Raw genomic sequence first — 26,676 nt, forward strand, 5'->3', positions numbered from 1 at the left:
TTCAAGTTGCTCTCTTAAGCCTTTTCCACCGTTACGCCGACGATATTTACACTGCCCTGGAGAAGAGAGTTGGCATTGAGGTCGCGGAAGTGGGACGGAGCAAAAAGCAACCCGGCCTGCAGTTTGTCGCTTACCTTGGCCTTGCCTGTAATGGTACCGGCAGGGGAGCTTATTTTAAGGGCTGCCCCGTCAGCTACGCCAACCTTGGCTGCGTCGCCGGCAAATATTTCGATGTATCCTTCAGCCGAAACACTGAGGTTATTCTCCGACCGGGTGGTGGTGGTGCCGTTATGGTAGCCGATGGGACCGACCAGCAGATTGAACTGGGACTGAGCGGCAGATTTAGACGAAACAGCCCCGGAAAATGCCAGATTCTGCTTCAGTTCGAATGCCTTGGTGTTGATGGCGATGCCGCGACCTTCAATGGCTGGTACTTCCTTGGCATAAAGGGGCGCAAGGCTTTTGAATTCCTCCAGCAGTTCAGCCGGGAGGTGTGCGTGACCTGCATTGGTGAGACGGTTGTAAAGCTCACCAATGATATCCCAATCTTCCCGGGCATCGCCAGTTGCATCGACAGCCTTGCCAAGGAGCTGCAGCCTGTTATCGGTCGTGGTAAAGGAACCGCTTTTCTCGGCAGCAGCTGAAGCAGGGAAGACCACATGGGCCATCGCTGAGGTTTCGCTGGCAAGAACATCCTGTACTATGAGAAGCTCCAGCTTGGCCAGTGCTTTTTTGATGCGGTTATTGTCGGGATATGAGGTCAGGTCGCTGCCTATCACGTAAAGGGCTTTAATAATGCCCTGTTCGATACCTTCCAGAATCTGCCAGAAATCTTTGCCTTTGGCAGTGGCTGACTGATAGCCGGGCAAATGGGTCGGAGCTGCTCCCACATCCAGCATTCCCTGCGTATTATTCTTGGCATCGACAGGGAATAAACCTCCGGTCTCCTTGCCGATACAACCGACGAGCAGCGCCAGGTCGGCAAGGGCTGCGACCTTTTCTGCAGCACCTTTGCTGCGCATGAGGTCTGCACCGAAAAGGATGGCAACACTTTTCTTGCCGCAGATGAGGCAGCGGCTTCACGCAGTTCACCCTCGCCCACACCGGCTGCCGTTGCCAGCTCGGACAAAGACAGGGAGGCAAGAGAAGATTTCAGTGCCTCAAAATTGCCAACTTTTCCCTGGACGAAACTTTTATCTTCAAGGCCGCCATCGATGATCGCCTTCATCAGGCCGTTGATCAGCGCCAGTTCACTGTCAGGCCGATACTGCAGCATGCTGTTCGCAAATTTCCTGAGCTTCACCCGGCGCATGTTGGCGACCACCAATTTGGCGTCGTTTTTAAAAGCAGCCTTGATGACCCGGTATTCGGCACCGGTTGCCTCAGCATTGAGATCGCTCCCGAAGACCAGGACTGCGCCGGCATTATCGATCTTGTCGATGGTTGCGCTGGCGCCCGTCAGCCCCAGTTTTTCCCTGAGCACGCTCTGAGCCGCAGCATAGCCGAACCTCGCCTCGGAATCGATATTGCTGGTACCGACTGCAGTGCGCATGAATTTCTGGAAAAGGAAGTTTTCTTCATTTGTGACACGGGGCGAAGCGATGCCTGCAACCGCATCGGCGCCCGAAGTCTTGATTATCGCCTGCAGCTTTTCGGCAGCGACAGCCATGGCTCGATTCCAGTCGGCAGCGACCTGTCTTCCTCCCTCTGCCACCAGTGGGACGGTCAAACGATCGGCGGAATTGAGGTAGCTGTAACCGAAACGGCCGTTGATGCAGAGATTTCCATTGTTAAAGGTGCTGTCGTCGCTGGTAACGCGGGCAACGCGACCGTTCCTGGAGTGGTATTCGATCTGGCAGCCATTGCTGCAGAAGGCACAGACGCTCTTGGTCACGTTGAATGACCAGGGGCGGCCTCTGAATTTGAATGGCTTGCTGATAAGGGCGCCGGTAGGACAGGCGGCAACGCAGTTACCGCAGAATTCACAGTTGAGCGGCTTGCCGTCCACGGTATCGATAATGGTCGCTTCACCGCGATTGACAACGGCAATGGCATCACAGCCGACAATCTCATGATCGACCTTGACGCATTTTTCGCAGAGGATGCAACGATTGGGGTCGCTCTCGATCAACGGCCAGTCGTAACGGATCTTGCGTCTTTCCAGTAGGGCGGAATATTCCTGCTTCGCCACATCCAGTCCATAGCAGGCATCCTGAAGGTCACATTCCCCTCCGGCATCGCAGACGGGGCAATCCAGCGGATGATTAACCAGCATCAGCTCCATGACCTTACGGCGGATGGCAGAAAGCCTCTCGGACTGGGTGGTGACGTTTATGCCTTCCTTGACGGGCGTGTTGCAGGCCGTCATGGTCCGCTCGACCCCTTCGACCTCAACCGCACAGACGCGGCAGGCGCCGGTAGGAGAAACCTTCTGCAGCCAGCAGAGGGTCGGTATCTTGATGCCCACTGTCGCCGCAGCTTCAAGGATCGTTGCCCCCTTGGCCACCGTTACATTCTTGCCGTCGATTATCAGGTTAACCATGTTATCTTTACCTCAGATTTTTTTCAGGTCTTTGTTTATAGCAATCTTTTTATCGCCCCATCAAAAATGCCCAGGTGCAAGGCGCCGAGGAGCGAGCAGCGGAGCATACATCAGTATGTGAGCAGCGCAGTGACGAAGCAACGCCGCAGATGGGTGTTTTTCATGGGCGATTACACGGCGACCATGGCGACGCGGTAGCACCGCAGACACCTCTGCGCCTCCTTCACCGCCTGACTGTCTGTGAAGCCGAGCTCCACCTCACAATAGTTCTTGTAGCTGGCGCGCTCCTTGCCGTGAACCTCACCCTGGTGAGCCCTGGCCGCAGAATCAAGACAGGAAACATTTTCATTTTTGTCGTAGACGCCCATGTAGTTGAGAATGTCTTCCATGTACTCGTCATCGGTCAGGTACGCCTTTCCTTCCTCCAGCCAGCGCTGCATAACCTTGGCCGCACGATGGCCGCTGCCGATACAGGCGACGACAGTAAGCGGTCCAATTTCGGCATCACCACCGGCAAAGATGCCGTTACAGTCGGTGATCAGGGTCCTTGACTGGTAGTTGCCCATGCCGTCTTTCAGATCCTTGCCGGCCGCATCTTTGTAAGGGACATACTTGGTAACGATGGTGTTCCACTTGGTAATGTCGATCCCCATGTCTGCCGGGATGAAGCTGAGATCGGGATCCTGGCCGATGGCCGGAATGACCGTGTCGCATTCGACGACAAACTCACTGCCTGCCATGGGTTCCGGACGGCGGCGCCCGGAGGCGTCCGGCTCGCCAAGGGCCATACGTACACATTCGACACCGGTTATCTGGTCATTACCGTCAACGATAATCCTGGTGGGAAGAACCTGGAATTCGAATTTGACCCCTTCTTCGTCGGCGCCGTCCACCTCCCAAACGTCGGCAGGCATTTCTTTACGGGAACGACGATAAAGGAGCGTCGATACTTCGGCACCTTCGCGGAGGGCGACACGGACGCAGTCGATGGCAGTGTTACCGCCGCCGACAACAACCACCTTTTTCCCCATACCGGTAGGCTTACCCATGTATGCCTCGCGGAGAAAATCGATTCCGCCTTTAAGGAAGCCCTTGTATCCTTTGTCTTCGCCTTCCACTCCCATCGGCTTGGAGCGATGCGCCGGGAGCCAGGAAGACGGCATCGTATTTCTTCTTCAGGTCCTCAAGAGAAATATCCTTACCGATGCGGGTATTGTATATCATCTCAACTCCCATGGAGGAGATGATGTCGATGTCCCGCTGCAACAGATGGCGCGGCTGCCGATACGGAGGGATGCCGACGGCAACCATCCCGCCGCCGAAACCTTCGGGAAGCGCTTCATAAATGGTTACGGGATAACCTTCCAAGGCCAGGTAATATGCGGCGGCCAGACCGGCAGGGCCTGCGCCGACGACGGCGATGGTTTTCCCCTTGCGCGGTTTTGGCTGCATGGGGGGCTCGAACTTGTGTTTCCACTCGTAATCCGAGGCCGTTCTCTTCAGCACCATGATGCTGATCGGTTCATCACGTTCTTACGCCGGCATGCTGTCTCGCAGGGGTGGGGGCAGACACGGCCACAGACCGAGGGGAGCGGCATGCTGTCACGGATAGCGCCAAGGGAATGATCGAAATAATATTCCTTGATCGCCTCAATATAGGCGGGAATGTCGATATGGGCAGGACACTTATCCTGACAGGGTGCCGTGTATTTCTCAATATAACGGAACTCGCCGGAAGTTTTCCTGCCGCCATTGATATAGGCAAGGAAATCATTGCGGAAGTTTTTTACCGCGTCGAGGACCGGCACTGTGGAGCTCTGGCAAAGTGTACACTTGCAGTTTTCCAGGAGCTTCGTCAGATCTTCTATGGTGTCCAGGTCCGCCTCGGTTGCATTTCCGCCGAGAATGGCAGCCAGGGTATCCATAAGCACCTTGGTACCCTTTTTGCCGGGGGTGCACTTACCGCAACAGTAAAGAGTCTGTACGCGCCGCATATATTCAGCTGCCATGCTGGTACATCCACATTCCTATCGAAAACCATGAGACCATCCCAGCCCATGAATGCAGCCAGCGGACGCTCCCCGTCATAGGTGACCGGCAACCGGAACTGGGCATCCTTAGCCTCGCCTCCGCTGCGATTATCAATAATATTTCTACCCCAGCTGGAAAAAACCACCTGTGCCACATCAGCCTCCACAAAAACCCGTTAAATTATACCTGGTAAAGCATTTATCTATCTGTATTTACTAAATAAATATACAACCAATCATTGTATACAGTATGCAGATAATTAGCACAACAAGGCTGGGTAATCAAGGGAAAAATCACAGCTTTAGGCAGGTTCTGCAAATGGTTGCCAGCCGAAAGAGGCTCTGTTATATAGTTAGCAGCAGCACTTTTTTGCACAAATGAAGCTGGAAGGGAGAACCGGTCATGTATACTGCAGCCTTCGCATCGCTTTTCACCATAAATATGGGCATCAAAGCAGGTGAAAGGATCCTTGTCTTCAGCGACATGATCAGGCCCGAAGAACAGCCATCCGCAGACGATGCAAACCGCCGCAAGCGTCTTCTCGAAACGGCTGCCGCAGCTGCCGCCTTCGCAAATAAAACCTACGGCAACACAACCTTCGTCTCCTTTCCGGCAACTGTTGCCTCTGGTGCCGAGCCCCCACAAGAAGTCTGGCGAGCTGCACTGGGGGACAACACCGTCGACAGGTTAGCCGTAGCAGGCATACTGCAGAGACTTTTATCCAAGACAGCCTCAGTTGAAGATCTGGACCTGGCAAAACAGACCGTTATCGCCGGGAAAGATGCCGTCACAGAAATAATCATCGCCCTGGCCAACAATTCAACCAGTCACACCCGTTTCCGCTCGTTAGCCACTGCTGCCGGCGCCAGATTTGCCAGCCTCCCCCACTTCGATCCCGAGATGTTCCTTACATCAATGCAGGTTGACTGGCCTGCACTCGCCGAGAGGACCAGGCGACTTGCCACAGCAGTCAATCTCGCTTCGACCCTTGAGGTTACGACACCGAACGGCACCAGAATGCTGATGGGAAAAGAAGGACGGACGGCTGAGGGAGACGACGGACTTTTGACGACTCCGGGAAGTTTCGGCAACCTGCCGGCCGGGGAGGTTTATCTGGCACCGGTGGAAGGCATGTCGGAGGGGCAGATGGTTCTTGAATATGCGCCGACGCGTAAACTTGACACCCCCCTTGTCCTGACAGTAAAGGGGGGGAAGGTGGTGGATATTGAGGGCGAAGATGCGCACCGGAAACAACTGGAGAAGAAATTCGCCGAAAGCGTCAATAATCGCAACATTGCCGAACTGGGAATCGGCACCAATGACAGGGCCAAACGACCGGATAACATTTTGGAAGCGGAGAAAATACTGGGCACCATTCACATCGCCCTTGGTGACAATTCCGGTTTCGGCGGCACCGTAAGTACCCCTTTTCATGAGGATTATGTCTTTTATCAACCAACTCTGACTGCAATTCTGCCAGATGGGACACGTAAAGTGCTCTTAGCCGAGGGGAAATCTGTGCTCTGATTGACTGCAAAGATTTAAGAAAATGCCACTCCGTGCCGATATTTCTCATATACATAAAGAAAAACCGACTGGAACAGGGGCAGCTGCGATGACGGATGAAAAAGAAACAGCAGGATCGCTTGGAAAAGCCCGGGGCAGTGCAATCACAGTGTTTGTTGACCCGGATATGATGTCGGCTTATGTCACCATTACACCGGGCGAAGGGGGCACGTCGGTCACTTCGGATGAGGTCGTCCAGGCCCTCACTGGAGCGGGAGTGATCACCGGCATCCTCCATGACGAGATAGAAAAAGCCGTCCATGAGGGTGAAGTTATCAAGAGAATGGTTGCGGCAGGCCGTCCACCACAACCGGGAGAGGATTCACAGTTTATCAGCCTCATTCCTGAGATGAGGGAGCGGTGTCCATTGGCGGACGAAGAGGGCAATGTGGATTACCGCAATATGGGCGGCATCATAAGTGTCAAACCTGGAGATCCGTTGCTGCGGCGGACTTCACCGACAAAAGGAGTTCCCGGTGAAAATCTTCAGGGGGCACTACTGCCCGCTAGCGACGGCGTCGACATAGCCTTTGCGCCAAACCTCAGCGGCACGGCGCCTGCCCCCGATGACAGCGATCTCCTCCTGGCTGCCATTTCAGGGCTGCCGGTCCTGATAGATCGTGGTATCATCGTCGAACCTGTGCTCAAGGTCAAAACAGTAGACCTGTCCTCGGGCAACCTGCATTTTACCGGTGCCATCGATATTTCCGGCGACGTAAAAGCCGGCATGGAAGTGACCGCCACAGGGGATATCATCATCGGTGGCGTGGTGGAGTCGGCAAAGGTCGAGGCTGGAGGAAACATCGAGATAAAAGGGGGCATAATAGGCCAGAAAGAGGTAAGAAATGACAGGGGGGAACTGAATACGGATATCGCTCACATCCGTGCTCAGGGCTCGATTTCAGCTCAATTTGCGGAACATGCCTTGATCCATGCCGGCCTGGACGTTATGATCCGCGAGGTTGCCATGAAAAGCGACATCACCGCCGGAAATTCAATAACTGTTGGTGAAAAAGGAATGCGGAAGGGACATATCATAGGAGGCGTCTGCCGGGCAGCCACCCTTGTCCATGCCATCATCGCCGGGTCCCCCGCCAACGTTCCCACCAGGATTGAAGTGGGTGTGGACCCAGCCATCAACGAAAAGCTTTCAGCAGTAAAACAGCAACTGGCGGACAAGGAAAAGCGCCAGGAAGAGATTGATAAGACACTGACATATATTCGTGAGAATGCGACTAAAGTAGATCCGGGCATGGCAGCGCTCAAGGAGAAGGTACACAGCTTGCTGCAGTCCGAGATTGCCGAGTTGAACAGACAGAAAAAAAGGCTGCAGAAACGACTGGAGCTGGTCAATAACGCCAAAGTTGAGGTAGATAGCAGTGTCTACTTCGGCGTGCAGATCATGGTCGGCGATAAAATGCTGACGATTGAGGACGATCTGCAATCAAAAACTTTCAGCAGAGGTGAAGACGGCATTGTCTACTGAATTCAGCCGTCAGGGAAAACTGCAATTATGGGGTATATCGGGAGAAGTCAGTGCGTATAATCGGGCTCACGGGGGGAATAGCCTCGGGAAAGAGCACAGTAGCCGAGCTACTCAAAGATATGGGAATCCCGGTCATTGATGCGGACCAACTATCGCGCCAGGTTATGATCCCTGGCGAATCCGCCTATAATGCCATTGTATCCGAGTTCGGCACAAGCATCCTCAACAACGACCTTACCATCAACCGCACTGCCCTGGGCAAAGTTATCTTTGCTGATCCTGCCGCCAGGCTTAGACTGGAAGCCATTACCCATCCCGCCATACGCAGGCGGGCAGAAGAAGAATTACTGCAATTGAAGCAAACAGGCGCCAGGGTTGTCATTTATATGGCACCCCTGCTCATAGAAGCGGGAGCCACCTCAAGAGTCGACGAAATATGGGTAGTTTACGTGGACAGGGAAACGCAGCTGAAACGGGTGATGGCACGGGACCAAGTGACCATGGAGGAGGCTCAGCAGAAAATAGCCGCCCAGATGCCAATGGAGGTTAAGAAGCTTCATGGATCAGTGGTGATCGACAACCGGGGAAGCAAGGAGGAACTGGCAACCCTGGTGAGGGAGCTGTGGGAAAGGGAAGTTCTGCAAAAACAGCAATAGTAAAGAATTAAAAATCAAAAAGCCCACATCTGCGCCGATTATAGGTCATCTGCAGATGTGGGCCTTTTTATTATGTAAAAAGGTTCTTTTATTTACTTATGGTAGCCAAGCTTTGAAGATATCTCTTCGGAGGCTTGTATGACCATGGGAATAAGCTCTTTTTCCAGCCGCTCATCGGTAAAGCGCATTGATGGCCCTGAAATGCTTACTGCACCTATAATGCGGCGAGTATAATCACGAATAGGCGCTCCAACGCACTTTACCCCCACATCCAGCTCTTCGTTATCGATGGCATATCCTTGCGTGGCCACCAGCGCCAGGTGCTTTTTCAATTCTTCCCTGTCGATTATGGTATTGGGAGTGAAGCGTTTCATTTCCTTGGGCAGGAAGTTGGCAAGCTCCTCGTCGGTCATGTAGGCAATCTGTACTTTGCCGGCGGCAGTGCAGTAGGCAGGCAGTCTTGCACCGACACGAGGCACAACCCTTACCGTAAGATCGGTTTCCACGACGTCCAGATAAATGATGTGGAATTCCTTCAGGATTGCCACGTAGGTGGTTTCATTGCAGTCGTGTACCAAGGACTCGAGAACCGGTCGCGACTGACGTAGAAGCCCCATCTGCTTGATAAATGTCTGCCCCAGTTCCAGAGTCTTCAACCCAAGTCGGTAGTTCTCGGTAACTTTGTTCTGCTCGATGTAATTTCTGGATTCAAGAGTGGCAAGAAGCCGAAAAACATTGTTTTTATGCAGCTTAAGTCGTTTGCTCAGCTCAGTTACACCCAATTCATCCACGTCGTCATGGAACTGCTCAAGAAGATCGAGTGCGTGGGAAACTGCCTGTATGATGTATTCCGATTTCTCTTTTTTCGCCATTGGTAACACCTGTTCCTGTTAGATTCAACAGGATTTCATATGCTTTTTTATTAAAGATGTCAATGGTAATTTATACGTCTGTGCCGACTCAGGTCCGGCAAGCCCCAACTACAACATCAGCATGAATATTTACATTCCAGGAAAAATATTCAATTGTTTTGAAAATTTACATTCGCTACGATTATTATTTTTGAGAATATAGAATAGTGTTTTATACTTGTCAAGGAAGAAAAATTATAATTTTCACAAAGATTTGTTGTTTTCTAGTTGGCATTAATGCTAAATCAATTAAATCTCATGCAACCGGAATCGTTTTATCTTTTCTTCTGTTATAATTTGCGGAGGTGTTAGCCAGATGCTCAATCTCAGAAAAAAAAAATTCTTGTGGCCATAGATGGCTCACCACTTTCCGACAAGGCTGCCGAAGAAGCAGTGCGCATGGCAGCCGGAAACCCCAGCCAGTTCAAAAGCAAAATCTACGCCATGTTGGTTCTGCCCAATGCCCCCCGGAATACATTTACCGACTTTGTCCCGGCGGCTCCCATTACCGAGTCCGATGAGTGGGTGCAGTTAAGGGAACGTGTGCTCTATGTGATTGAAAAAGACGCCAGGGAAGCCGGCATTCCGCTGGAAATAAAGGTTGTTTACGGCGATCCCGCCGAGGAGTTGCTGAAATTCGCGGAAACTGAAGAGATAGATGTCATAGTTATCGGCAGCTCGGGAAAGGGTTTTATCAAGAGGAAACTGCTGGGGAGCGTTTCCCATAAGGTGGCAAAATTTGCCAAGTGTTCCGTCTACATCATTCGAGGCTGATAACTTTCAGCTCCGTGGAGCCAAGCTTTGAGTCTGCGCCTGCTGCCAAAACTTGCCATCTGGATAAACCTTGTCCTGCTGATTTTCATGGCGCTCTTTGCCTATATAAACCTTGAGAGCCTGAAAAAACTGCTTTTGGAAGAAGCTGTAACTTATGCAGACAAGCTTGGAGACACGGTAATCAGGGCCACCCAGCACCAGATGCTCTACGATGACCGGGGTCGCACCCAAGAGATCATTGAAGAGATCGGCAAGGAAAAGGGTATCGGCAACATCAGGCTGATGGATAAGACGGGAACTATCATTTGCTCTACCCAGCCTCAAGAAATCGGCACCCTGCTGGACAAAAAGGACGAGGCATGCAACATGTGCCATGTAACCGGCAACCCCGCCATTCATGCATCTTCCATGAACAGGAGCAGACAGTTTACCAGACACGACGGCAAGCAGCTTCTCGGCCTGGCCAAGGCCATCTACAATGACGAAAAGTGCCATACTGCTTCCTGCCATTTTCATCCAGCCGATATAAAGGTGCTCGGTGTGCTGGATGTGACCATTCCACTGGACCACATGAATGAGCAGCTTGCCACTTACCGCGGCACCACTATCGCCATAACGCTCCTTCTCATGGGGCTCATTTCCCTGTTTCTGACCATTTTCATCCAACAGCTGGTCAATCAGCCGGTACAACAACTGGTGAGACACACTGAAAAGCTGGCAAGGGGGGAAATGGACGGGACCGTATCCCTTGCTCCGGCGATGAGCTGGGTGATCTGGCTGACAGCTTCAACAGGATGACCCTGAAACTGAAGCAAGCCAGGGATGAGCTGGAAGACTGGGCCAAGAACCTTGAGACAAAGGTTGAAGAACGTACCAAAGAGATCACAGCAATCCAGGCCCAGTTGATCCGGTCGGAAAAGCTCGCTTCCATCGGCGAATTGGTTGCCGGGATCGCCCATGAAATAAACAATCCCCTTACCGGCATTCTGGTCTTTTCTTCCCTTGTCAATGATAATCCAAAGCTGGATCCGGCGCTCAAAGATGACCTGAAAACCATCGTCCAGGAAACGGAACGGTGCAGCAAAATAGTTAAGGGGCTTCTCGACTTTGCACGGGAATCTCTGCCCCAGAAAAAGCTGTCATCCATCAATGACATATTGGACCTGGCCCTCTCACTGGTGGAACACCAGATACTTTTTCAGAATATAGCCCTAATAAAGGACTATACCTTCGGTATGCCGGACATCATGCTGGACCCCAATCAGTTCGAGCAGGTTTTCATCAACATGCTGCTCAATGCGGGACAGTCAATGGCTAGTGGAGGGAGCCTTAATATAAGGACCGGCATTACCGAAGATGGCCTGAGTGAATTTATAGCCATATCCGATACCGGCTGCGGCATTCCTGAAGAAAACCTGCCGAAAATCTTCGATCCATTTTTCAGTACGAAAGAAAACAGGGGGACGGGGCTCGGCCTCTCGGTATCCTACGGCATCATTCACAATCATCGCGGCAACATTTGCGTGCAGAGTGTGGTGGGGATAGGAACGACCTTTACCATCGAACTGCCCATAAATGGGGAAGATAAAACAGAGGTCGGCTGTGGCGGGGAGATGTATGGCAAAACGGACAGCATCTTTCAAGTTACGACCTGACGCAGATGCCAAAAGGTTCAGTTGTCCCACTGCCCCCTGATGGAAATTCCCAGCTTCTTCATCAGTGCCTGAAAATTTGGCCGAAGCATGCCAGTCTGTTCAGCGGCCTTCGTCACATTCCAGTTATTATTTTTCAAGGCATTTAACGCAAAAGCCTTCTCTATGGGCTCAACGGCAAGCTCACGCAGATGTCGTTTTCGTTCCTTCAATTCATCGACGCTCTGAGGGATGAAACAGCACACACCAGTAATCTCAGGTTCCTCCGGCAGGGTCAGCTCAAGGTTTTCCTTCTTGATCAGACCACCCTCCACCAGCACCACAGCCCGCTCGATTATATTTTCCAGCTCGCGCACATTGCCGGAAAAGGGATACCCTTCCAGCAAAGCGAGAGCATCGGGGGCAAGCCCTCTGACTTCTTTGCCCATTTCATCGGCGAATTTCTTCAGAAAATGGGCTATCAGAAGGGGCAAATCTCCATTCCGCTCACGCAAGGGGGGAAGATCGACGGGAATAATATTCAGCCGGAAGAACAGGTCCTCCCTGAAACTGCCTTCAGCCACCATCGTTTTCAAATTCCTGTTGGTGGCGGTGATGAGACGGATATTGATGGGTACCGGCTGCGTGCCGCCGATGGGCGTAACTTCCCGCTCCTGGAGGACACGCAACAGCTTTGCCTGGGTAGTGAGGCTGATGTTTGCCACTTCGTCAAGGAAAAGGGTGCCACCATCGGCAACCTTGAAAAGCCCTGTCTTTGTCTGGACAGCACCGGTAAAAGAACCCCTCACATGGCCGAACAGCTCGGACTCCAGAAGGTTTTCCGCCAGAGAGGTACAGTCAACCGCGACAAAAGCCTGATCTCTTCTCTGGCTGTTTTTATGGATGGCAGAGGCCACCAGCTCTTTCCCGGTTCCGCTCTCCCCTGTTATTAGCACACTGCTGTCAGTGGGGGCTACCTGCATGATGCGGCGGTAGACCTTCTGCATCTCCGCGCTGGCACCGATAAAACGGTCAAAGCCATGATTGTCGCGGAGTTCCTTGCGCAGATAGATGTCATCCACCAGGACCGCTTTTTTTTCCAGGGCATTGTTCACCTTGGCAATGATCTCGTCGGGGGTGAACGGCTTGGATACATAGTCCACAGCGCCGCTTTTCAAGGCTTCAACAGCGGTATCCACCGAAGAATAACCGGTTATGATGATGACCGGCATTTCCGGCTGCAGCACTCTGATACTTTTCAGCACCTCCATCCCCCCCATCCCCGGCATTTTAAGGTCGGTTATGAGCAGATCGAAGGAAGATTCCTGCAACTTTTCCAGGGCAAGGTAACCGTTGGCATACGTTTCAACGAAAAAGTCGCTGCCACTGAGAATACGGTTCATCCCTTCCCTGATGATAGCCTCATCATCAACAACCATTATGCGTCTTCCTGCCATGCCACGTCCCTTCAATTCATCATCTGAACCCTTGCCCTACTGCATCCCGTGGGCCGGGACACCAGCCTGCCCTAACTATAATGATGAAAAACCATAAGTCAAGCAGGCGCCGGCAGAATATTTAATTTTAAAAATTAAAAATTTCATAACCAAAAGATACACCTGTATTTTTTTTTCATACAGACACGGTTCTGGTCTCTCAAACCCTTATATAGCGTGAATGACGGACGAATCACCAGCCGTGGTCACAGTTTCAAGACAGTTCGTGCGTATAAATTTACTATACACCTGGTATGCCTGACAAAGTCTTACACCTGCCACCAACCGCACAAAAACTCTGTAATTTCAAAGCGTTATAAGATAAAACTTGAAATTTATTAATCAGGCACAACCAATGCAGTATGCATGTGCAAGGAAGCTTACTGCGGAGGCAATAAAGGAGGATGTCATGAAAAGCACGATTAAAAACGCATTACTGGCGTTCATGGGCAGCATTTCAACAGCATTTGCTGCTAACGGAGCGGAAAAAACAGAACCAAGCCTGCTGTTGTACCTGTTTCTTGGCTTCGGGGCGTTGATCATCGTCTTTCAGGCGATCCCCGGCATCATGCTGTTTTTTCCATGCTGAAAGGAATTTTCGTCGCACCTAAAGAACGAGTTTTGGCGAAGAAATCGGACAAAACATCCTGAAGCTAGCTGCGAAACCAAAAGGGGAGAGGTTGAGATATGCAAGGACTTCTCATAGCAGACGAAGATCTGGATAGCCGGAAATCCATGGCAGATCTCTTCATCGAAGCAGGATACAACGTCATGGTCACCAATTCCGCAGCCAATGTGCTTTACGGCATCCTGAAGAAGACGGCCCAGGTGGTACTGCTCAGCAGCGAATTCGACGAACTGACGGCAACGGACCTGGTGCCTATTCTGAAGAAATGCGATCAGAACCTGACGATAATTCTGGTCTCCAATGAAGTCTCTCTGCCACTCATGCGCAAACTGCGCAAGGAAGGCATTTTTTACCACGCACTGAAGCCGGTAAAACCCGAAGATCGGGAAGAGATACGCCAGGCAGTGGAATGTGCCTTCGAGAACCTGCAGGGGAGCAAGAACCATAAGCCCCAGAGCTAATACAAAGCATAAAGGAGACAGTCATGAGAACACTACAAACAATGATCATAACCATTACCCTCTGGATGCTCGCAGTGCCCCAGGCTTTTGCAGCCACCACCACACGTGTTTACAGCAGCGGCCTTCTGGTTCTGGCCTTTCTCGCTTCTGCGCCTGGTGGTGGTCATCCAGATGATTCCAGCCATCCTTACCCTATGGGGAATAGTCAAGGAACTGGTGGCCGGCAAGGGGAAAGAGAAAGAAGCGAAGGTTGAAATCAGACATTGACCATTAAACTAAATGGCGAAAAGGAGGAAATTCCATGCTCGATCAAGCCTTGTCATCAATGGGAGAAATCAAGGAAGTGTTTACCCTGGTGGATTTCTACCAGTACATAAAGGGGGTCGAATACCTGATCTGCATTGCATTCTTTGTCGGGTTCCCCATTTTCTATCGCTACATCCACAAAGACGGGGATAGGCACGGGTAAAGCTCGGGTCACGGAAAGAATTGCAATCTCAATCCAAAGGAGAACCCCACATGTACACAGGACTAAAGAGTATAAAAACATTCATTTTCATGGTTGCGCTGGGGGCGATCCCTTACATATGCCAGGGAGCCGATTTACCCGACAGGATATCCCTCAACTCGCTGGTGAAAAATTATGACGGTGTTGAATTCAATCATGCCGAGCATATCCGGCTGCTTAAGGACTGCGCTGGATGCCATCACCACACCACCGGCAATCTGGTGGAAGACGCCAACTGTGTCAGATGCCACCAGAACAGCAGCGGAACCAAGGTGGTAGCCTGTCGGGGCTGCCATTCCGCACAGCCCTTCTCGCAGAAGCCCTGAAGGAGAAACGGGCAAACCTTAAACTGTATCACCAGGACAAGCCCGGACTGAAAGGGGCCTATCACCTGAACTGCATGGGATGCCATGAAAAAATGGGCGGACCGACAGGTTGCCGGGACTGCCACCGGATGAACAGGACCGGGGAAGCTCTCTATAACTCCGGGAGCTTCGCACCCAAGAAGACTGGAAAAGTTGCCAAGGAGCATTAAAGCTTTGCCTAAAATAAATCTTCGTATTTCAAGGAGACAATTATGAAGAGGAGAGATTTCCTGAAAGGTTGCATGCTGTGCGGAGCAGCATCCTCCTTGGCCTGCCTGCAAAGAAAGCTTGGGGGAGTGGTTCTTTTGAAGGTTATTCAGAAGGAATGGGGGTCCTGGTTGACCTGACGCGCTGCATCGGCTGCCGCAGTTGTGAAGCGGCCTGCAACAAGGAACAGAAACTGCCCGAACCGAAGATCCCCTTTGACGATCAGTCGGTATTCGAAGAAAAAAGACGGCCGACAGAGGAAGCATACACCGTTGTCAATCGTTATGAAAACCAGGGCGGCCCGGTATACCGCAAGATCCAGTGCAATCATTGCAACGAGCCTGCCTGCCTTACCTCGTGTTTCGTCAATGCCTATACGAAAACCAGGGAAGGGGCTGTTATCTACAACCCGAAGGTCTGCGTGGGCTGCCGTAACTGCATGATCGCCTGCCCGTTCAATGTTCCCGGTTACAGCTATTCCAGCGCCACCAACCCCGTGGTCAAAAAATGCATTTTCTGCTACGACACGCGGGTCAAATACGGAAAACCACCAGCCTGTGTCGAAGTGTGCCCACAGGAGGTCCTGACCTTCGGCTACAGGAAAGATCTGATCAAAATGGGCCATGAGCGCATTCGAGAGACTCCGGATAAATATGTTGATCACATCTATGGCGAAAAGGAGCTGGGAGGAACCGGCTGGCTCTATCTCTCCGGTGTTCCCTTCGACAAGGTAGGATTTGATACGACGCTGGGCAATGAACCGATTATTTCCAACGTCAAGGAATTCCTCGGCACGGTACCCATGGTACTGGCAATCTGGCCGGCGCTTTTCACCGGCTTCCACCTGCTGTCCACCCGCAAAAAGGAGCATGAAGAAGAGCACGGGCACGATCATCCAAAATCAGCGCAGGAGGATTCCGACAATGAAAAGATATAAAAAGGAAGGAATAGATATAGTCGATTCCCATTACCGGCAGGACGAGAAAAAATGGACGCTGATGGAAAAACTGCTTCTCGGCCTCACCCCACAGCAATATGTGGCCCAGGCCCTGCGCAACCCATTCAACTGGATTTTGGCGGCCATATTCGCCGTGGGCATTCCCATCATTCTCGGCCGTTTCATTTTCGGTCTCAGCTGGGTCACCCACAGCTCCAATGATTATCCATGGGGCTTATTTCTCGGATTTGGTCTCTTCGCCATGGTCCCCCTATCATCCTCCGGTTTTCAACTGGGCACCACCGTCGAGATCTTCGGCCGGCACGATTTTGAGCCATAGAGCGCCTTGGCCTCCTGAATGGCCTCTTGGGTTACTTTTTTGCCGTCGTCTATCTGCTGGTGGACCTGGGGCAACCCTGGCGCCTGCCGTACCCGATGGTCGTATCCTTTGGGCCTGCTGCAGTACTGTTCCTGGTCGCCTGGCATGTGGCTACCTATCTTTCCGTGCAGGTCGCGGAGGTCTCGGCATCATTTTTCGAGTGGATCGGCTTTCCGGTCGGCAAACGGGGAGTGCGAAAAATAACCCTCGGCCTGACAGTGGCCGGAATCATCCTCTCTACCTTGCACCAGGGCGCCTTGGGGCACTCTTCACCTATGCGCCGGGCAAGGTACACCCTCTCTGGTATTCGGCATCGTTTCAATGGTTGCACTTTTTCGTTTCATCTGCCGGGTGGACTTTGCATGGTTATCGCCGTCAGCACCATTGTCAGCAAGACCATGGCCTGGCGTTGTGACGACCGTTTCAAGGAAAACCTGGACAAACTGACCATCGCTCTGGCCAAAGGGGCCAGCATGGGGCTTGCAACCTATTTGACCATCAAGTTGATCGGCATTGCCCACGATAATGAGTGGGAATACCTGGCAACCGGATGGGGCCAATGGTTCATGTTGGAGATCTTTATCGGCGTCATCGCCCCGCTTGTGCTGTTTGCATACGCCATCAAGAACCGCCTCGTCGGTGTCGTCCGTTTCAGTGCCGTCCTGACCGTCTTCGGCGTCGTTCTGAACAGGATCAACACCGCCATGATCGCCTTCAACTGGAAACTTGCCGAGCGGGAAATTCCCCATTGGCGTGAAGCGATAATCTCGGTAACCATATTCGCCATATATATCGTCGTATACCGTTTCATTCTCTATCGCTGCCCATCCTCTATGCATGGAAAACCGCTGACGCGCTGGAACCGGCAACGGAAAAGGTCAGAGTCGCCAAAGCTTACGCGAGTGAGGAAAGACTTGCTGTGGGCGCCAGCTATAAGACGAAGGAAGAGGCTTCATTCCAGTAATTGGAACAGTTGAGGCACATATTTAAATCCAGGTAACAGGAGACAGTCATGAGAGTCCGATGGACAACATACATTCTGGCGATGCTCTTTGGCAGCTTCACCCTGGCCTACTCCATGGAACTCAAAGACAAAACCTTCAACACGGAAAAGGCAGGCAAGGTTGTCTTCAGCCACTCATCGCACCTGAAAAAGAAAAATGCAAGAACTGCCAACGTGGGTTGCAAATCGTGCCACAACAGCAATCTGAAAGAGAATGTCCGCTATACCATGCAGACATGGACAAAGGCAAATCATGCGGCATGTGCCACAACGGAGCCAAGGCCTTTGCCCTTTCCGGATGCACGTCATGCCATAAGGTGCGCCAGATAACCTATAACGTGAAGGAAACCGGGCCAACCACCTTCAGCCATTCGGCCCATTTGAAGACAATGCAGTGCAGTTCCTGCCACAACACGATCTTCAAACCGGGGCCGAACAAAAGAGTGAATATGGCCGAAATGGAAAAAGGAAAGTCGTGCGGAGCTTGTCATGACGGGAAAAAGAGCTTTGCCCTGAGCAAGTGTACCCGCTGCCATCCCGTAAAAGACCGAAGCTATAAAATAGCCGGGGCGGGCAATGTGGAATTCAGCCACGCATTCCACCTGGAGGCCTATGGATGCAAGGACTGCCATGCCCATCTCTACAGCCACCGCGGCCACAAAAAAGCGGTTACCATGGCTGAAATGGAAAAAGGGAAATCCTGCGGTGCATGTCATGACAGTAAAACCGCATTTACGGTAAAGGAAAACTGCGATCGCTGCCATAAGGTTTAACAGGGATAAGGTGATGCCGAAGGGGCCTCTTGTCCCCCAAAAGAAGCCCCTTAAACACCTGAAAGTCACGGGACAAATCGAAGGACCGGGGAGGTGCAATCATGTTGAAGAGCCTGACAGCCAGAGCCATCGTGCCGGTAGCAGTGGCCATAACGGGATTCGTCGTTGTCTGTTGCATCCTTCTCTTCTCTGCGCTTAAAGAAGACATGATCAGCGACGCCGTCTCCTATGAAACCAAGCTTGCCGACACCATCACCAGATCGACCCATTATGCCATGTTGAAAGGGGACCGGGAGACCCTGAGAAACATCATCGACAACGTCAGCAGTCAGGATGAAGTGGAGCATGTGCGCATCTTCAACAAGAAGGGGCTGGTCATGTTCTCCGGCAACCACGGTGAGGTTTTCACCTATGTGGACAAAAAGGCTGCGGGTTGCATCGGCTGCCATGCCGGGCCGGTAGCGAAGTCAACCCTCAAGCAGATGGAGCGGGCAAGGCGCTATCAAAACCCGCAGGGAAGGACATCATCGCCATAACATCACCCCTTTACAATGACCCTGCCTGCTACACGGCTTCGTGCCACTTCCACAGCGCAGACCAGAAGATTTTGGGAATCCTCGATATCGGCCTTTCGGCGGAGCACCTGAACAGCACCTTGACAGTCCTGCAGAGCCGCATGATCGTCTTCAGCTTCATGATCCTCCTGTTATCGGTCGGGGGAGTCGCGGCCCTCCTGAGACGACAGGTCTTCATGCCTCTTCGGCAAATCAGGACATTTACATCAAATGTGAACAGTGGTAGTCTTTCTCATGATCTTTCAGGCATTTCCGGCGAACTGACCGATCTGGCCGGTGATGTCAGATCGATTGCTTCCCAACTGAAACTGGCTGAAGAGGAACTGAGAAAACTGAAGGGCAGTCGCAAAACCGATCACAAGCCGGCCATGGAAGCTGAAGAAGTGATCTAACTGCTTTCACTGCCGCAGAGGCCCGGGAGATACCATCGGCCATGAGCAAGCAAGCTCCCCATTCGAACATGCAGGCAAATGATGAGCCGTTGCCTGAGCCGCCAGGTTTCCGGGAAAGCAGGGAAAAGATCCGGCAACTGAAAGCCAGGTCCAGCCGTGGGCTTTACGCCTTGGCGCTGTTCACTGCCGTCAGCATAGGGGCGATCAGGGATTTCGACTTTCTCCCCTCTCTTCCACCCGGGATGCGCACCGTTCTCGGTACACCACCATCGGCCAACATGATCAGTACCGCACTTCTGCTCTATGCCTTTTCCGCCATCATCCTCATTCTGTCACGGATGATGGGGGGCTCTCAAAGTTACAGCGGCATGGCTCATGTGGGATATCTTTCCGCCTTTTATATTTTTTATAACCTGGGGGGGGTACTGCCTGACAATGTCTGGGCAGTCTTTGCCGCAGGGGTCACTGTTTTAGGGCTGGAAAGCTACCACATCTGGACCTTCTGCAATGAGGAGATCAGGAAGGAGCTTGAAGCCCTGGACGAGTCCGGCAGAAAACAGCGGCTGCAACAGTAGCCTCATCGTCGCAAACCCCTTTAAAAACAATACTCTACCCCAAGAAAAGAGTTGACAGCAACTGGGTAACATTGTAATTTACCGCAGGCGTCATCGCAACCACAAGCCGCATCAGCGGCTTTTATTGTTTTCTTCTCAGCTGGTTTAATCGGATGGAGTCATCATGGAAATAATCGTAAATGGAGAAAAAACAGCCATCGACGCGATGTCCGTCCTCTCCTTTCTGCAAAAGATAGAAATCGACCGAAACGGGTCGCCGTTGAACTGAACCTCGATATCCTGCCAAAAGCCGACTATGGAACAACCATGCTGAAGGACGGCGACCAGATGGAGATTGTTCATTTCGTCGGCGGAGGCTGTTAACAGCAATCATTCCCTAACAGGTTGTTGAAAAACGTCGAGAGTAGGCCGAAATGCAAGGCTTAAGCGAGCGAAAAGCCGAAGCGTACCCACTGTACGTTAAGGTTTTGAGCGAGCGATAACACAGCAGATCGGCCACGCAACAGTTTTTCAACAACCTGCTAATCACCCAGGAGACAAACCAATGTCCAGTTCCGATAAACTGATAATAGCCGGCCGGGAGTTCAATTCCCGCCTGATGGTAGGTACCGGCAAATACGCAGATTTCCAGCAGATGATCAAGGCCATCGAGGTATCGGGCGCAGAGATCATCACCGTCGCCGTGCGCCGGGTGAATATCTCCGACAGGAGCAAGGAATCGCTCCTGGACCACATCGATACCGGCAAATATACCCTGTTGCCCAATACCGCCGGCTGCTATACCGCCGAAGATGCCATCCGCACCTGCAGGCTGGCACGGGAAGCCGGCCTCTCGGATTTCGTCAAGCTTGAGGTGCTGGGGGATGAGAAGACCCTCTTTCCTGACAACGAAGAGTTGCTCAAGGCAGCAAAAGTCCTGATCAAGGAGGGATTCACCGTCCTCCCCTACACAACCGACGATCCCATCTTCTGCAAAAAGCTGGAAGACATCGGCTGTGCAGCGGTCATGCCTCTGGGGGCGCCGATAGGCAGCGGCCTCGGCATCAGGAACCCGTATAATATCCGCATCATCATGGAGACAGTCAAAGTGCCGGTCATTGTCGATGCAGGTGTAGGCACCGCTTCCGATGCCGCCATTGCCATGGAGTTGGGCTGTGATGGCGTTCTGATGAACACCGGCATTGCCGGAGCCAAAGACCCCATCGCCATGGCTGAAGCCATGAACCTTGCCGTTCGCGCCGGACGCCTCGCGTACAGGGCCGGCAGGATCCCGAAAAAACTCTATGCGACCGCCTCCAGCCCCATTGAAGGAATAATTGAGTGAGATCCTCTTCTCCCTGGATAGATTTCGATCTCTATCTGATCACAGACCGCAAGCAGACCGGTGGCCGAAACTTGGAATTCGTGGTTGAAGATGCACTCCGGGGAGGCGTCCGTGCCATCCAGCTGCGGGAAAAGGATCTGTCCAGCAAGGAACTGTATGAGCTTGCTTATGAGATGCGCAAGCTGACGACTCGCCACAACGCAAGCTCATCATCAATGACCGTATCGACATTGCCCTGGCAGTGGATGCGGACGGAGTTCATCTGGGATACAACAGCATGCCCATCTACCGGGCCAGGATGGTCCTCGGGGAAAAGAAACTGATTGGCGTCTCCTGCCACAATCAGGTACAGGCCATCATCGCCCAGGAAAAAGGCGCCGATTTCATCACCTTCGGCCCCATTTACAACACCCCTTCAAAAGCCCTTTACGGTGACCCCGTGGGTCTAAAAAGGCTGCAGGAAGCCACCAATATCATACAGATACCGATTTTCGCCCTTGGCGGTATCAAGGCTGACAATGTTGCGGAAGTGATGGCCGCAGCCCCCCACGGTATCGGTGTTGTTTCCGCCATCATGTCGGCAGAGGAACCACGCCTGGCCGCCAGAACCCTCCTATCTCTCCTTCCTGCTCCGGAATCCGACCTAGAAACATGATCAGCACCTCCATACATCCCGATCTGCATATAAATTCCTATGGCTCATACCTGCGACGGCGTTTCGGTTGTCGTATCAGCAAGGTCAACGTGATGGCGGTTTCACCTGCCCCAACCGGGATGGGGTGCGTGGCACGGGCGGCTGCATATACTGCGACAACAGCTCCTTTTCACCCGGGGGGACCGTGGCGGCAATCCCTGTTGAAATCCAGATGGCAGAGGGAATGGCCTACCATAGAAAGAGACTGGGCAGCGAAAAATTCATCATCTACTTCCAGAAATTCACCAATACCTATGGTCCTGTGGAAAAACTGCATGACCTGTACAGCCGCGCCCTGGCCCATCCCGATGTGGTAGGCATTTCCATCGGTACCAGGCCCGATGCCCTCAGTGATCCGGCTATCGATCTATTGACCGACCTGGCCCGAACCAGCTATGTCTGCCTGGAACTGGGCCTGCAGTCAATGGATGACAGCATACTGACGCAGATCAATCGCGGACATACCCTTGCCGACTACTTGCAGGCCGTGGAAAGAGTTTCCGGCAGGGGCATGGACATCTGCACCCACCTCATCCACGGCTTCCCCGGCGAGTCCCCCGCCGACTTTATCAGGACAGCACAGCTGATCTCGTCGCTGCCGGTCAACTCCCTGAAGATCCACCAGTTGCATGCCGTGAAAGATACCCGGCTGGCGGAGTGGTATTATGACGGCCGTTTTGTTCCACTGACACACCAGCAGTATGTGGCAGATCTCTGTGATTTCCTGGAACTCACTCCCCCGTCCGTTACCATCCAGCGGCTCTACGGCTCCGCCCCACTGGCCATTCGCGTTGCCCCCACCTGGGACCTGAAAAACAACCAGATGTGGTACTCGGTGGTTAACGAACTCAAGAGGCGCGGCACTTGGCAGGGATGCAGGCTGGCAGAAGGCGGACGGAACGTCAGCAACCTCTGTTAGGAGGTGGGCTTTCCATGACGACCAATCACTGCCCAGCGCGATAAAGAGTGCTCTGGGTCAGCCGTCGGAACTTTTATTCTTGTGAGGTAGACAATGAAGACTATCACCATAAGCGGCACGGACAAAGAATTCCAGATCGGCAAGATCCTGTGTATCGCCCGCAATTACGTGGATCATATCAAAGAATTGAGCAATGAGACGCCACAGGCACCTGTCATCTTCACGAAGCCTGCCACTTCCGTCATTTTTCAGGGTGAGCCGATCATTATCCCTAACCATTCCAGCGATTGCCACCATGAGGCGGAGTTGGCCATACTTATCGGGAAACCGGGCAAAGACATTCCTGCAGCAAAGGCACTGGAGCACATTGCCGGATATGGAGTCGCCATCGACCTGACTGCGGGATGTGCAGGCAGAACTGAAAAAGAAAGGCCTGCCGTGGGATATTGCCAAGGGCTTCGACACGGCCTGTCCCCTTTCCGGCTTCGTGGCGGCTGCAACTGTGGCCGATCCCCAGAATCTGCAGGTCAGGCTCTCCGTCAACGGCCAGCTCAGGCAGGACGGCAATACTTCCCTGATGATCCATTCCGTGGCAGCCATGATCAGCTACATGTCCGGCATTTTCACCCTTGAGGCCGGTGACGTCATTCTCACCGGGACCCCGGCCGGAGTCGGACCAATCAAGTCGGGAGACAGTATCGAAGCAGAGATTCCCGGGGTCGGGCAACTGCAATTAAAAGTCGCATAATCATATTATTATAATTCTTGCATTCTTGACATTTCAGGCAGCAAAACGTTACCTTCTCATTAAGATAAAAATGTGGAGGTGACCATGGAGTCGAAAAAGATCTGTCCGGAATGCCAGGCTGAGATGATCCTGCTTCCCGGCTGAGGTGCCTCTTCTGGCGGTGCCAGAAGTGCGGCAGAAAACAGTCGGTCGGCGGCAGCGATGCCGGTGGTGGTAGCTGCGGTTGCAATTGAAGCTTCAAAAATGACAGGGCCTGCTTCCTTCGGGAAAGCAGGCCTTTTTTGTTGCTGTGCCACTAGAGCTAGATGATCTGGAAATTTTCCAGAATCAATGTTCCATTGGCGATGGTCAACGAACCCTGGAGGTTAGTGAATCCGGTTTGGCTTAGAAATGAATAGTCAGCCCACCCGCCACTCAAAGTAAGGCTTTTTCCCACCTGGTTCATGACCACATTTTCCACATATGTTGTGATGGGAAGCTTGATGATGTCATCGCCAAGGGCAGCATCAATTATGGCCTGCAGTGACGTCAAACGGACAAAATTTGCCGTGGCGTTAACCGCATTGTTCATTGTTATAAAGCAGGAATCGCCCATGGTCATGGGGCAGCCGCTCCAGCCGGAAAAGTAGGAAGTGCTGTCGGCAGATGGAGTTAAAATGATTGAGCTGCCTCTTTCAAAAGCACCACAGTATATGGAAGCGGGGCTGCAAACCAAGCCTGCATCAACTGGAGGTTCTGCTGACACAGATACTCCTCCGCTACCGGTACCGCCGAGAAAGACGGAGAGTGGAAAAACTCCTATACCATTGAGGCTGACATTTACAACGGGCGTATTCCCGGAATTGGATGCCAATTCCAGATTTGCTGCGTAAGGTCCACCGGAAGGAGGCGCAAAAACCAGATTTAGAGTGCAACTGCCGCCGGGGAGGATGGTCGGGGTGAGGCTGGAGCAGGTACCGGGAGTGACGCTGAATGCCGCGGCGCCAGCGCCTGTGATGGCAAGGGACCCAATAACAAGGTCAGATGCTCCGCCGTTACTGATAGTCACTGTTTGTGAAGCCGAGTTTCCCGATGCCACGCGGTAGCCAGATCCAGGGTGGGGGGAGAAACGGAGATGTCCTGGGTGCTGGTCAGGGAAAAGACACCGCCACCCCAGGTCCCCGCATATATGGTGGCCGGAGATGTCCCGGCAACGGCAACGGCATAGATGTCCCCATTGGTCAGCCCTGTGTTCAAGGTGTTCCATGTTGCAGCGGCGTCTCTGCTTACAAAGACGCCGCTGTCTGTACCTGCGTAAATTATGACGGGAGCAGTACCGGTAAATGTCAGGTTGTAGACGTTAATCTCGCCAATGCCGCTACTGGCCCAAGTCCAGTTGACACCGCCATCGGTGCTTTTATATACACCGCCACAGGTGGCCGCATAAAGGGTGCTGTCAGCAGTCGGATCGGCAGCCAGCCCGTAGACTACACCACAGGGGGCTAGCCCCGTATTGCTCTGAGTCCACTCAATCCCTCCATTGCTGCTCCGGTAAAAGCCTGTCCCTGTCCCGGCATAGACAACAGAGTTGGCTGCAGTCAGCACGGACCAGACCTCGGTGTCTGCAGGAATTCCATTGCTGCACAGGTTCCAGGCGCTCCCGCCGCTGCTGATGAAGATCCCACTGTTGGTGCCTGCGTAGACAACCTGCGGATTAGCCGCATCCATGGCCACCGCATGAACCAGAGCAGAAGACATCCCGGTATTGGCAGCCATCCAGCTTGCACCGCCGTCGACGCTTTTGTATACGCCGCCGCCCCAGGTGCCGGCATAAAGCTGGGTGGGAGACATGGGATTCACCAACAACGCCTCCACATCCCCATTACCCAGCCCACTTGAACTTGATAACCAGGTTGCGCCGCCATCGGTGCTTATGTGAATTCCGTCGATGGAACCTGCATAAACTGTTGCAGGTGCGCTGGGATCGGTGACAACCGCTTGGACAAAGGTATTGCCCAAGCCCTGATTGGCACTCTGCCAGTCGTTACCCGAATTACTGGTTTTAAAGACCCCGCCACCCCAGGTGCCGGCAAAGAGCGAGCTATTGGTTGTGTCACTGGGGTCGAATATTATCGTCTGGACATTGGCATTGGTAAGGCCATTGGCAACGAGGGTCCAGTTGGCACCTGAATCGGCACTGCCGAATATTCCGGCGGTGGTCCCGGCGAAAACCTTTGCCGGATCGGCAGGATTTATGGCCAAGGCATAAACGGAAATGCCGGAGAGGCCGGCGGAGGTCCAGGTGGCGCCGTCGTTGCTCCTGAAGATTCCGGCACCTGTTGCCGCATAAAGCGTGGCTGGTGTCACGGAGGAAATGGCAATATCGCGTGTCCAGCCCGTATCGGCAACCAGGCTCCAGTTGGCTCCCCCATCGGGGCTCCTGAAAATCCCGTTTGCTGTGGCTGCATACACTGTTGTGGTCAAGCGGGGATCGACGACGAGAGCGTTGACCTGAGCCGTGGGAATACCTGCATTTGCTGCATTCCAGGTGGCGCCGCCATCGGTGCTTTTGTAAACCCCGCCGCCGTCGGTGCCGGCATAGAGAGTACTGCTATCTGCAGGATCTACGCAAGGGAATAAACAGAGGCAGGGGAGGCAGCAAGTCGGCTCCAGCTGCTGCCCGCGTCAAGACTCTTGTAAATGCCGTTTCCATAGGTTGCTGCATAAAGATTGGCCGGGGCTGCAGGATCTACCGCCAGGGCGAAGACGGTGGGATTGCCAAGGCCATTGTTGACGGCGACCCAATGGGCGCCACCGTCGCTGCTTTTAAAGACACCGCCGTTCTGGGTTCCGGCATAGAGGATGGAAGGAGAAACTGCCAGCAGGCATTCCACATCCCCACCCCAGGGGCCGAGGCCGGTCCACTGGCCGATGGCGGCAAATGCCGTACTTGGGAAATGCCATATGCTGCAGAAACAAAAGAAAGCCAGAAAACCCAAGATGAAAACTTTTCCCTCAACAGTTTCATGAAGCCCCTCCCGCCAGCTCTATTTTTAAAACATCTTAACAATGAATGACAATAATACTGCATGCAACTTTTTTCAAGCAGTAAGACG

At 52.8% G+C, this 26,676-nt stretch carries 26 protein-coding genes and 5 pseudogenes; 23 read left to right on the forward strand and 8 right to left on the reverse strand.

Annotated features, from left to right (window positions below; all coding sequences use genetic code 11):
• Positions 1-14: 14 nt before the first annotated feature.
• The 3 genes and pseudogenes from JCM15764_RS25900 to JCM15764_RS27695 all read right to left on the reverse strand — a co-directional run bounded on the left by JCM15764_RS25900 (position 15) and on the right by JCM15764_RS27695 (position 4,727).
• On the reverse strand, positions 15-1,022 hold the full coding sequence (locus tag JCM15764_RS25900) for a molybdopterin oxidoreductase family protein (protein ID WP_279384220.1): 1,008 nt from the start codon (positions 1,020-1,022) through the stop codon (positions 15-17).
• A 110-nt stretch (positions 1,023-1,132) separates the two neighbouring features.
• Positions 1,133-2,542 (reverse strand): annotated as a pseudogene (locus JCM15764_RS02330) (2Fe-2S iron-sulfur cluster-binding protein); the annotation flags it as partial.
• A gap of 170 nt (positions 2,543-2,712) precedes the next feature.
• A pseudogene (locus JCM15764_RS27695) lies at positions 2,713-4,727 on the reverse strand (FAD-dependent oxidoreductase).
• A gap of 248 nt (positions 4,728-4,975) precedes the next feature.
• Between JCM15764_RS27695 and JCM15764_RS02340 the strand changes: the two are divergent.
• The 3 genes from JCM15764_RS02340 (at position 4,976) to coaE (ending at position 8,281) form a co-directional block, all read left to right on the forward strand.
• A complete protein-coding gene (locus JCM15764_RS02340) occupies positions 4,976-6,100 on the forward strand; it encodes an aminopeptidase (protein WP_054692181.1) in 1,125 nt (374 codons plus the stop codon).
• Positions 6,101-6,188: 88 nt separating this feature from the next.
• Complete coding sequence (locus JCM15764_RS02345; RefSeq protein WP_243688193.1) at positions 6,189-7,625, forward strand: flagellar assembly protein A; 1,437 nt, start codon at positions 6,189-6,191, stop codon at positions 7,623-7,625.
• Positions 7,626-7,675: 50 nt separating this feature from the next.
• The gene (gene coaE / locus JCM15764_RS02350) at positions 7,676-8,281 is read left to right on the forward strand and encodes a dephospho-CoA kinase (RefSeq protein WP_054692184.1); all 606 of its coding nucleotides are present in this window, start codon (positions 7,676-7,678) and stop codon (positions 8,279-8,281) included.
• Between the two features lie 92 nt (positions 8,282-8,373).
• Here the strand turns inward: coaE and JCM15764_RS02355 are convergent, their stop codons facing one another.
• Positions 8,374-9,153 carry an IclR family transcriptional regulator gene (locus JCM15764_RS02355; protein WP_054692187.1) on the reverse strand — a complete coding sequence of 260 codons (780 nt, stop codon included), beginning with the start codon at positions 9,151-9,153 and terminating at the stop codon, positions 8,374-8,376.
• A 384-nt stretch (positions 9,154-9,537) separates the two neighbouring features.
• On the opposite strand from JCM15764_RS02355, the gene JCM15764_RS02360 reads away from it, so the two are divergent.
• The 3 genes from JCM15764_RS02360 to JCM15764_RS21290 are packed head-to-tail and all read left to right on the forward strand — an operon-like array spanning position 9,538 to position 11,621.
• The gene (locus JCM15764_RS02360) at positions 9,538-9,966 is read left to right on the forward strand and encodes a universal stress protein (RefSeq protein WP_243688194.1); all 429 of its coding nucleotides are present in this window, start codon (positions 9,538-9,540) and stop codon (positions 9,964-9,966) included.
• A gap of 27 nt (positions 9,967-9,993) precedes the next feature.
• Entirely contained in the window at positions 9,994-10,764 is a 771-nt protein-coding gene (locus JCM15764_RS21285) for a hypothetical protein (RefSeq protein WP_243688195.1), read from the forward strand.
• The gene (locus JCM15764_RS21290; protein ID WP_243688196.1) at positions 10,761-11,621 is read left to right on the forward strand and encodes a sensor histidine kinase; all 861 of its coding nucleotides are present in this window, start codon (positions 10,761-10,763) and stop codon (positions 11,619-11,621) included. Before JCM15764_RS21285 ends, JCM15764_RS21290 begins: the two co-directional genes overlap by 4 nt.
• 17 nt (positions 11,622-11,638) lie before the next feature.
• On the opposite strand, the gene JCM15764_RS02370 is transcribed toward JCM15764_RS21290, so the two are convergent.
• Positions 11,639-13,054 carry a sigma-54-dependent transcriptional regulator gene (locus JCM15764_RS02370; protein ID WP_054692192.1) on the reverse strand — a complete coding sequence of 472 codons (1,416 nt, stop codon included), beginning with the start codon at positions 13,052-13,054 and terminating at the stop codon, positions 11,639-11,641.
• 448 nt (positions 13,055-13,502) lie between these two features.
• On the opposite strand from JCM15764_RS02370, the gene JCM15764_RS02375 reads away from it, so the two are divergent.
• The 17 genes and pseudogenes from JCM15764_RS02375 (at position 13,503) to JCM15764_RS02440 (ending at position 23,581) form a co-directional block, all read left to right on the forward strand.
• The gene (locus JCM15764_RS02375) at positions 13,503-13,682 is read left to right on the forward strand and encodes a hypothetical protein (RefSeq protein ID WP_369412224.1); all 180 of its coding nucleotides are present in this window, start codon (positions 13,503-13,505) and stop codon (positions 13,680-13,682) included.
• A gap of 98 nt (positions 13,683-13,780) precedes the next feature.
• Positions 13,781-14,182 (forward strand): response regulator, encoded by a 402-nt coding sequence (locus tag JCM15764_RS02380; RefSeq protein WP_054692197.1) that lies wholly within the window; start codon positions 13,781-13,783, stop codon positions 14,180-14,182.
• Between the two features lie 105 nt (positions 14,183-14,287).
• Positions 14,288-14,449, forward strand: a complete 162-nt coding sequence (locus JCM15764_RS02385) for a hypothetical protein (RefSeq protein ID WP_243688197.1) — start codon at positions 14,288-14,290, stop codon at positions 14,447-14,449.
• Positions 14,450-14,483: 34 nt separating this feature from the next.
• Entirely contained in the window at positions 14,484-14,651 is a 168-nt protein-coding gene (locus JCM15764_RS21295; RefSeq protein WP_012646682.1) for a hypothetical protein, read from the forward strand.
• A 50-nt stretch (positions 14,652-14,701) separates the two neighbouring features.
• Complete coding sequence (locus tag JCM15764_RS21300) at positions 14,702-15,016, forward strand: cytochrome c3 family protein (protein ID WP_243688198.1); 315 nt, start codon at positions 14,702-14,704, stop codon at positions 15,014-15,016.
• Between the two features lie 364 nt (positions 15,017-15,380).
• Positions 15,381-16,199 carry a 4Fe-4S dicluster domain-containing protein gene (locus JCM15764_RS02395; RefSeq protein WP_243688199.1) on the forward strand — a complete coding sequence of 273 codons (819 nt, stop codon included), beginning with the start codon at positions 15,381-15,383 and terminating at the stop codon, positions 16,197-16,199.
• Positions 16,186-16,539 (forward strand): hypothetical protein, encoded by a 354-nt coding sequence (locus JCM15764_RS29165; RefSeq protein ID WP_243688200.1) that lies wholly within the window; start codon positions 16,186-16,188, stop codon positions 16,537-16,539. Before JCM15764_RS02395 ends, JCM15764_RS29165 begins: the two co-directional genes overlap by 14 nt.
• Before the next feature lie 26 nt (positions 16,540-16,565).
• Positions 16,566-17,555 (forward strand): polysulfide reductase NrfD family protein, encoded by a 990-nt coding sequence (locus tag JCM15764_RS02400; RefSeq protein ID WP_243688201.1) that lies wholly within the window; start codon positions 16,566-16,568, stop codon positions 17,553-17,555.
• A gap of 46 nt (positions 17,556-17,601) precedes the next feature.
• Positions 17,602-18,354 carry a c(7)-type cytochrome triheme domain-containing protein gene (locus JCM15764_RS02405; RefSeq protein ID WP_243688202.1) on the forward strand — a complete coding sequence of 251 codons (753 nt, stop codon included), beginning with the start codon at positions 17,602-17,604 and terminating at the stop codon, positions 18,352-18,354.
• Positions 18,355-18,455: 101 nt separating this feature from the next.
• Entirely contained in the window at positions 18,456-18,890 is a 435-nt protein-coding gene (locus JCM15764_RS02410) for a hypothetical protein (RefSeq protein ID WP_054692199.1), read from the forward strand.
• A 71-nt stretch (positions 18,891-18,961) separates the two neighbouring features.
• Positions 18,962-19,321 (forward strand): hypothetical protein, encoded by a 360-nt coding sequence (locus JCM15764_RS02415; RefSeq protein ID WP_054692204.1) that lies wholly within the window; start codon positions 18,962-18,964, stop codon positions 19,319-19,321.
• Positions 19,322-19,362: 41 nt separating this feature from the next.
• Positions 19,363-19,896, forward strand: a complete 534-nt coding sequence (locus tag JCM15764_RS02420) for a Yip1 family protein (protein WP_054692207.1) — start codon at positions 19,363-19,365, stop codon at positions 19,894-19,896.
• A gap of 264 nt (positions 19,897-20,160) precedes the next feature.
• Positions 20,161-20,259 carry a sulfur carrier protein ThiS gene (gene thiS / locus JCM15764_RS29170; protein ID WP_439645248.1) on the forward strand — a complete coding sequence of 33 codons (99 nt, stop codon included), beginning with the start codon at positions 20,161-20,163 and terminating at the stop codon, positions 20,257-20,259.
• Positions 20,260-20,440: 181 nt separating this feature from the next.
• Entirely contained in the window at positions 20,441-21,220 is a 780-nt protein-coding gene (locus tag JCM15764_RS02425; RefSeq protein ID WP_054692210.1) for a thiazole synthase, read from the forward strand.
• Positions 21,217-21,875, forward strand: a pseudogene (thiE, locus tag JCM15764_RS02430) (thiamine phosphate synthase). Before JCM15764_RS02425 ends, thiE begins: the two are co-directional and overlap by 4 nt.
• Positions 21,872-22,833: pseudogene (mnmL, locus tag JCM15764_RS02435) on the forward strand (tRNA modification radical SAM protein MnmL/YtqA). Before thiE ends, mnmL begins: the two co-directional pseudogenes overlap by 4 nt.
• 93 nt (positions 22,834-22,926) lie before the next feature.
• Positions 22,927-23,581 (forward strand): annotated as a pseudogene (locus JCM15764_RS02440) (fumarylacetoacetate hydrolase family protein).
• A gap of 301 nt (positions 23,582-23,882) precedes the next feature.
• Here the strand turns inward: JCM15764_RS02440 and JCM15764_RS02450 are convergent.
• The 3 genes from JCM15764_RS02450 to JCM15764_RS02460 form a co-directional block, all read right to left on the reverse strand.
• Positions 23,883-24,629: a hypothetical protein gene (locus JCM15764_RS02450; RefSeq protein WP_054692215.1), complete on the reverse strand. Its 747-nt coding sequence runs from the start codon at positions 24,627-24,629 to the stop codon at positions 23,883-23,885.
• Positions 24,626-26,044: a WD40/YVTN/BNR-like repeat-containing protein gene (locus JCM15764_RS02455; RefSeq protein WP_243688203.1), complete on the reverse strand. Its 1,419-nt coding sequence runs from the start codon at positions 26,042-26,044 to the stop codon at positions 24,626-24,628. The genes JCM15764_RS02450 and JCM15764_RS02455 overlap by 4 nt, the downstream gene beginning before the upstream one ends.
• Before the next feature lie 140 nt (positions 26,045-26,184).
• A complete protein-coding gene (locus JCM15764_RS02460) occupies positions 26,185-26,559 on the reverse strand; it encodes a WD40/YVTN/BNR-like repeat-containing protein (RefSeq protein WP_054692221.1) in 375 nt (124 codons plus the stop codon).
• Positions 26,560-26,676 lie beyond the last annotated feature (117 nt).

The sequence above is a fragment of the Geotalea toluenoxydans JCM 15764 genome (genome assembly GCF_001311985.1).
GTDB lineage: Bacteria > Desulfobacterota > Desulfuromonadia > Geobacterales > Geobacteraceae > Geotalea > Geotalea toluenoxydans.